This window comes from Ornithinimicrobium sp. (assembly GCF_030537745.1).
In the GTDB taxonomy this organism is placed as follows: Bacteria; Actinomycetota; Actinomycetes; order Actinomycetales; family Dermatophilaceae; genus Ornithinicoccus.
Window position 1 is genome coordinate 23,144 of record NZ_JAUNVI010000037.1, and the last position, 6,406, is coordinate 29,549.

Consider the following 6,406-nt stretch of genomic DNA (forward strand, 5'->3'; position numbering starts at 1 on the left):
ACCAGGAGACACCTTGTCCATCACCGACTTCCCCCGCCACCCGCTCACCTTCGGGCCGAGCCCCGTCCACCCGCTGGACCGGTTGACCGCGCACCTGGGCGGTGCGCGGGTCTGGGCCAAGCGCGAGGACTGCAACTCCGGTCTCGCCTTTGGCGGCAACAAGACGCGCAAGCTGGAGTACATCGTCCCCGACATCCTCGCCTCCGGCGCTGACACCCTGGTCTCGATCGGCGGCTACCAGTCCAACCACACGCGCCAGGTCGCGGCCGTGGCCGCCCACCTGGGCCTGTCAGCCGTCCTTGTCCAAGAGAAGTGGGTCGACTGGGACGACGCGGTCAACGACAAGGTCGGCAACATCCTCCTGTCCCGGATCATGGGGGCCGACGTCCGCCTCGACCAGTCCGGCTTCGACATCGGCATCCGGCCCTCGTGGGAGCACGCGATGGAGTCGGTGACCGAGGCCGGTGGCACGCCCTACCCGATCCCGGCGGGCGCGTCCGAGCACCCTCTCGGTGGGCTCGGCTTCGCCCACTGGGCCTATGAGGTGGCCCAGCAGGAGGCCGAGCTTGGCGTCTTCTTCGACACGATCGTGGTGTGCACGGTCACCGGGTCGACCCACGCCGGCATGATCGCAGGGTTCGCCGCGCTGGAGGAGGCTGGCGGTCGGCCGCGCAAGGTGATCGGCATCGACGCGAGCGCCACGCTGGAGAAAACCCGTGACCAGGTCGCGCGCATCGCCCGCCACACCGCTGAGCAGATCGGGCTGCGCCGCGATCTGCGCGATGACGAGATCGACGTGCGCGAGGGCTGGGCCGGTGACCGCTATGGCATCCCGGTGCAGTCGACGATCGACGCGATCCGCACGACCGGTCGGCTCGAGGGCGTCATCCTGGACCCGGTCTATGAGGGCAAGTCGATGGCCGGGTTGATCGACCTGGTCCGCGATGGCGACATCCCCGACAGCTCCAACGTCCTCTACGCCCACCTGGGTGGCCAGCTGGCCCTCAACGCCTACAGCTCCATCTTCGAGGACTGAGCCCGGCGCGGGCCGAGGTCCGTGATCGTGGGCACGTGAAAGTTGCGGTATGCCGCTACTCCCACGTGCCCATGAGGACGACCAGCCCCGCGGCTAGCGCCGGCCCCACTCCCACCGCGGCGTGGTCAGCAGACCCTGGCCGACCACGCGTGTCTCGCCCAGGTCTTTGGTCAGCTCGAGGAGGCGCAAAGCCGGCAGGTCCCCGGGGCTGACGTCGTCGTCCGCGTCCTCCATGCGTGGGTCCTGCCCGTCGGTGAGCTCGTCGCAGAGCGCCTGGATGAGGGGCTGGGAGTGGGTGACGAGCACTATCTGGGTATGCCGCGAGGCGGTGGCGACCAGCCGGGCCAGCGGCGCGATGAGAGACGGGTGCAGGCTGGTCTCTGGCTCGTTGAGCGCCATCAGCGCGGGTGGCACCGGGGTGAGGAGCGCGGCGAGCCAGAGCAGATAGCGCAGCGTGCCGTCGGACAGCTCGGCAGCACGCAACGGTCGCAGCATCCCAGGCTGGTGCAGACGCACGTCGAAGAGGCCGTCGGAGGCCGTGACGTCCAGCCGTGCCCCGTCAAAGGCGTCCGCCACGGCCCCAGCCAGAGCCGAGCGGCTGTCCTCCTCAATCGTCCGCAGGGCCGCGGCCAGGTCGGAGCCGTCGTCGGCCAGCGCCCACGTGCGCGTGCCGACCTGCGGCGTCCGGGCGGGGCTGGCTGCGTCGACCCGGAACCCGTCATAGAACCGCCACGATCGCAGCGACTCCCGCATCGCCCACAGCTCCGGGGCCGCGAGTGGGTCGACCACCTCGGTGAGCATGCTGGCCCAGGTCGGCACGCTCACCGGCGCCTTGGCCCAGTCCCCTTCGTCGTCGCGCAGCTCCACCCCGTGGTGCTTGCGACGGGCGACCAGGGTCGAGGGTCGCATGATGGGCCCGCTCCACACCGCCTCGCGCTTGACCTCCGGGTCGCGGTCGAAGGCCGACCCGTGCTGCACCGGGATCCCGAGGTCGACCAGGTAGGACAGCTCGTCCCCGCCCACACCCAGCAGCAAGGACACGCGACCTCGGCGCGCCGTCCCCTCCACGGCATACCCACGACGAGCCCCGCCGAGGCTCTCCGGCCCAGCCCAGAGCACCGACTCCAGCCCGCCCTCGCGCGCCAGCGACCCGACCACCCGCCCCGCGCCGCAGTCCGCGAGGAGACGGAGGGCGCGATAGACCCCACTCTTGCCGGTGCCGTTGGCGCCAGTGACGACGGTCAGCCGACCCAGCGGCAGCCGGACGTCGCGCAGGGAGCGGTAGCCACGGAGCGCGACGGTCCTATACATGCGCAGCAGGTTACGGCTGCGCACCGACGAGGCAGTGCCGGGCTACAGTCCCCCCAAGGACAGATCCACGACGAGGAGGTCGGACGTTGCCGCTCGACAATGCTTTCTACACACCCGACGTGCAGGGCGACTACGAGCTGCACGGGATCGGTCGGTTCGAGCTCGAGGAGGGAGGGATCATCCCCGACCTGCAGCTCGCGGTGGCCACCTATGGAACGCTGAACGAGGACAGCTCCAACGCGATCCTCATCCCCACCTGGTTCTCTGGCACGCATGCCACCTGGGAGCAGGTGTACATCGGACCCGGCCGCGCGCTCGATCCGGAGCAGTACTTCATCGTCGTGGTCAATCAGATCGGCAACGGGCTGTCCACCTCTGCGCACAACACCACTGACTCCCCGATCACGATGTCGAAGTTTCCGAAGGTGCGCATCGGAGACGATGTCCGCGCGCAGGAACAACTCCTGCGTGAGGTCTTCGGGATCACCCGGCTCGCGCTCGTCGTCGGCGGATCGATGGGTGCCCAACAGGCCTGGGAGTGGGCTGTTCGCTTCCCCGAGAAGGTGCTGCGCGCAGCGCCGATCGCGGGCACCGCCCAGAACACGCCGCACGACTTCCTGTTCACCACGACGCTCGTCGAGGCGATCACCTCCGATCCAGGATTCGCCGGTGGGGAGTACTCCTCCCACGCGGACGTCTCAGCTGGCCTCGGACGGCACGCCGACATCTGGGCGGTCCTGGGGCTGTCGACTGACTTCTGGAAGACGGAGTTCTGGCGGGGCGTTCCCGCGCCCGAGGGAGAGGAGCCCTGGGCCGACTTCGAGGACTTCCAGAGTCGCTTCATCCGTGCCCTCTTCCAGCTCATGGACCCCAACGCCCTCCTCACGATGGCGTGGAAGTGGCAGCGCGGTGATGTCGCCCGCAACACCGGCGGCGACCTCGCGAAGGCGCTCGGCCGGATCACCGCGAAGATGTTTGTCATGCCGATCGACCACGACATGTTCTTCCCGACCGCCGACTGCGCGGCCGAGCAGGCTCTCACCCCCGGCAGCGAGCTGCGTGAGCTCCACTCGATCGCCGGGCACTTCGGCCTGTTCGGTTTCCAGTCGTCCTATCTCGAGGAGGTTGACGCCCACCTGGGCGAGCTGCTCGCTACGCCGAGCAGCTGAGCGCGCGACCTCCGCGTCGCCGGCACGACCGGCTCAGCGCTTCTTGCGGCGCTGCGCCTTGGCCCGCCGCTCGGCGCGGTCGACGATCAACCAGTCCGCCATGAGCGAGACCCAGGTGTCCTCGCTCGAGCGCAGCCGCTCCAGGGCGGCCTGCGCCGCTGGCACGTCGAGCTGGCCCAGGGCCCCGAGGGCGATGACCCCCTCCTCCCGGTCGGGAGCGGAGTCGACATACGCCACGAGCGCGTCTGCAGCCTCCCGTGCGCCCGGATCACCGATCGCGCTGAGCGCCTCAGCAGCATGGCGACGCACTGCCGGCGAGGGGTCGCTCAGGTGCGCGGCGAGGGCTGGCACGGCCGGCGCGCCGAACTGCTCCAGCGCGCTGGTCAACGCCTGACGCTGCTCGGGGTCACCCGTGCCCAGGTGCGCCATCAGGACCGGCGCGGTCTCGCCGAGCGCGATGCGGCCCAGCGCCCACCACGCCTTGGCCGTGACGGCCGGATCCGGGTCGCCGGCCAGCGGCACGATGTGCTCGACGAGCCCAGGATCCCCGATCTTGCTCAGCGCGTGCAGCACCTGGGCCCGGGAGGGGTGCTGCCCGGCCAGCGCCTCGACTAGGTGCGGCACGGTGGCCTCCTGCTGGGCGACGATGACCCAGGTGAGGGTCTCCCGCACGAAGAAGTCGGGCTCGTCGACCAACCGTTGGACCAACTCGCCCGCCACCGTCGCGTCGGCGAGCGTGCCCAGCCGCATGGCGGCCTCCTGACGCACGTCGGGGTCGGGGTGCGTGACGGCGCGCATGGCCTGCTGAAGCGTGGTCATCGTTCTTCTCCTCTGCTTGACGGTCTCCATCCTCATCCCTGCGGTCACGTGAGGGTCAACTGCGGGGCCTCGGGGTCACTGGCCAGTTGCCCGTGGGCGGGGTCGGCTACCTTCGCGGGTATGAGGTCCGTCGCGCTCGTGTCTGCAGGGGCCGACGGCGAAGGGCTGGCTGGGTTGGTCGGGGACGGGGTCGACGTGGTGGGCGCGCCCGAGGTGGTGGCCCGCGAGGTCGCTCAGCTCGATGCCACCGGCCAGGTCAGGTTCGTCACGTGGTCCTTTGAGTCCGTGGCGCCGTGGCTGCTGCGCGCCGGGGTCCGGGTGTCACGGGCGTGGGACCTGGCCGAGGTGCACCGCATCCTCCACGGTGGGTGGGCGGCTGCGCCGAGCCGGGTGTGGGCGGGCGCCGCCGGTCTGGACCCCGACGATGCCCCTACAGCGCCCAGCGGGGACCTCTTCGACTTCGTCGGTGGCCCTGAGCCGGAGGCCGGTGGCGACGACCCCGTCCTACCCGATGGTCACCTACGTGGTGACGCCTCCTCGCCCGCGTGGCTGGAGCACCCCGAGCACCTGCGGGCGTGGGCACGGGCGGCGCTCACCTGCGCCGCCCGTCAGTTGTCCCTCGCGGAGCGATCCGGTCCACGGGCTGTCGCGACCGCCATCTCAGAGTCCGCGACCGCGGTCCTCGCGGCTGAATTGGCCCACGACGGCCTGCCCATCGACCGCGTTGAGGCATTGCGGATCATCGTGTTGGCGTCCGGCCCTCGACCGGAGTCCGACGCGCACGCCGCCCGCCTACGGGCGGCGCGGGACGAGGTCGTCCTGCGGCTCCTGCCGGGTGGTTACCGCGCCGACCTGCGCAACCCGGCCGCGGTGAAGGGGATGCTGGAGACGGTTGGGGTCCGCCTCGAATCGACCCGCAAGTGGGAGCTGGAAGCGCATCGTGACGAGCATCCAGTAATCCCGGCCCTGCTGGCCTGGCGCGCCGACGAGCGGATCGCGACGACCTATGGGCACCGGTGGCTGGAGGAGCACGTTGGACCCGACGACCGGCTGCGGGGTGCGTGGACGGTGTGCGACGGCGCCGCCGGCCGGATGACCGCGCAGCACGGGTTGCACAACCTGCCCGCGGTCCTGCGGACGGCCGTCGCTGCCGAGCCGGGCCACGTCATCGTCCGGGCAGACCTCGGGCAGATCGAGCCGCGGGTCCTGGCGGTGGTCGCCGGTGACGAAGCTTTCGCCGACGCGACCCGGGCCGACGACCTCTACGCCCCGGTCGCGGCGAGGCTCGGGGTGGAGCGGTCGGTGGCCAAGGTCGCGGTCCTGGCCGCGATGTATGGCCAGCGCAGCGGTGCTGCAGGTGAGGCTCTCCGCGGCCTCGAGCGTGCCTACCCGGTGTCGATGAGCTTCCTGGACCGCGCCTATGACGCGGGCCGCAGGGCCGAGCCCGTGCGCACCTTCGGTGGGCGGCTCGTTCGCACCGACTACCGCACGGACACGGTGCCCGTCGGGACCAACCCGTCCTTTGACAGCGCCCGTGGGCGGTTCGCGCGCAATGCGGTCATCCAGGGCTCGGCCGCCGAGCTGTTCAAAGCCTGGGCCTCGACGGTCCGGGCCACCACGCGGGACCTCGACGCGCAGATCGTGCTGTGCCTGCACGACGAGCTGCTCGTCCACGTGCCGCAGGAGCATGCGCAGGAGACGGTAGGCAGATTGCTCGAGGCGCTGACCGCCAGCTCCCGGCGGTGGTCCGGCTCCGATCGCGTCCGGTTCGTCGCGGATGTCAAGGTGGTGCGGCGCTGGTCGGAGGCCAAGGACTGAGCCGCCACGGCAGGGACCGGACCGCAGTGGGCGCCGGCCCCCACGCCGGAGCAGACCTGGCCAGGCCTTGGTCACGCCATGCGTAGATCTGGTCGTGGATATCGGGAGCTGCGCGGCGGCGGCAAAGCAGGGCACGCCGGTGGTTCGCCACTTGCGTGAGTGGGTTGTGCTCGCTGGAGCGCGGTATGCCGTGCCGGCGTCCCTCGCCTGCGTGGGTGGTGCTCGCTGGAGGGGGGTATGCGGTGCACGCGCC

5 protein-coding genes are annotated in these 6,406 nt (G+C 70.9%); 3 read left to right on the forward strand and 2 right to left on the reverse strand.

Annotation, left to right across the window (positions count from 1 at the left end; genetic code table 11):
- Positions 1-13 precede the first annotated feature (13 nt).
- On the forward strand, positions 14-1,036 hold the full coding sequence (locus Q4P07_RS09210; RefSeq protein ID WP_303374619.1) for a 1-aminocyclopropane-1-carboxylate deaminase: 1,023 nt from the start codon (positions 14-16) through the stop codon (positions 1,034-1,036).
- A gap of 93 nt (positions 1,037-1,129) precedes the next feature.
- Here Q4P07_RS09210 and Q4P07_RS09215 read toward each other — a convergent pair whose 3' ends face one another.
- Positions 1,130-2,347: an AAA family ATPase gene (locus tag Q4P07_RS09215; RefSeq protein WP_303374620.1), complete on the reverse strand. Its 1,218-nt coding sequence runs from the start codon at positions 2,345-2,347 to the stop codon at positions 1,130-1,132.
- An 86-nt stretch (positions 2,348-2,433) separates the two neighbouring features.
- Here Q4P07_RS09215 and Q4P07_RS09220 point away from each other — a divergent pair, with 86 nt between their 5' ends.
- A complete protein-coding gene (locus tag Q4P07_RS09220) occupies positions 2,434-3,516 on the forward strand; it encodes an alpha/beta fold hydrolase (protein ID WP_303374621.1) in 1,083 nt (360 codons plus the stop codon).
- A 33-nt stretch (positions 3,517-3,549) separates the two neighbouring features.
- Here the strand turns inward: Q4P07_RS09220 and Q4P07_RS09225 are convergent, their stop codons facing one another.
- Positions 3,550-4,335 (reverse strand): HEAT repeat domain-containing protein, encoded by a 786-nt coding sequence (locus Q4P07_RS09225; RefSeq protein WP_303374622.1) that lies wholly within the window; start codon positions 4,333-4,335, stop codon positions 3,550-3,552.
- 120 nt (positions 4,336-4,455) lie between these two features.
- On the opposite strand from Q4P07_RS09225, the gene Q4P07_RS09230 reads away from it, so the two are divergent.
- Positions 4,456-6,153 carry a DNA polymerase gene (locus tag Q4P07_RS09230; protein WP_303374623.1) on the forward strand — a complete coding sequence of 566 codons (1,698 nt, stop codon included), beginning with the start codon at positions 4,456-4,458 and terminating at the stop codon, positions 6,151-6,153.
- Positions 6,154-6,406: the final 253 nt, after the last annotated feature.

What these genes read in the sequence shown, in the direction of transcription:
- Q4P07_RS09215 (WP_303374620.1), bottom strand. Translation starts at nt 2,347, where the DNA reads ATGTATAGGACCGTCGCGCTCCGTGGCTACCGCTCCCTGCGCGACGTC.
- Q4P07_RS09225 (WP_303374622.1), bottom strand. Translation starts at nt 4,335, where the DNA reads ATGACCACGCTTCAGCAGGCCATGCGCGCCGTCACGCACCCCGACCCC.
- Q4P07_RS09230 (WP_303374623.1), top strand. Translation starts at nt 4,456, where the DNA reads ATGAGGTCCGTCGCGCTCGTGTCTGCAGGGGCCGACGGCGAAGGGCTG.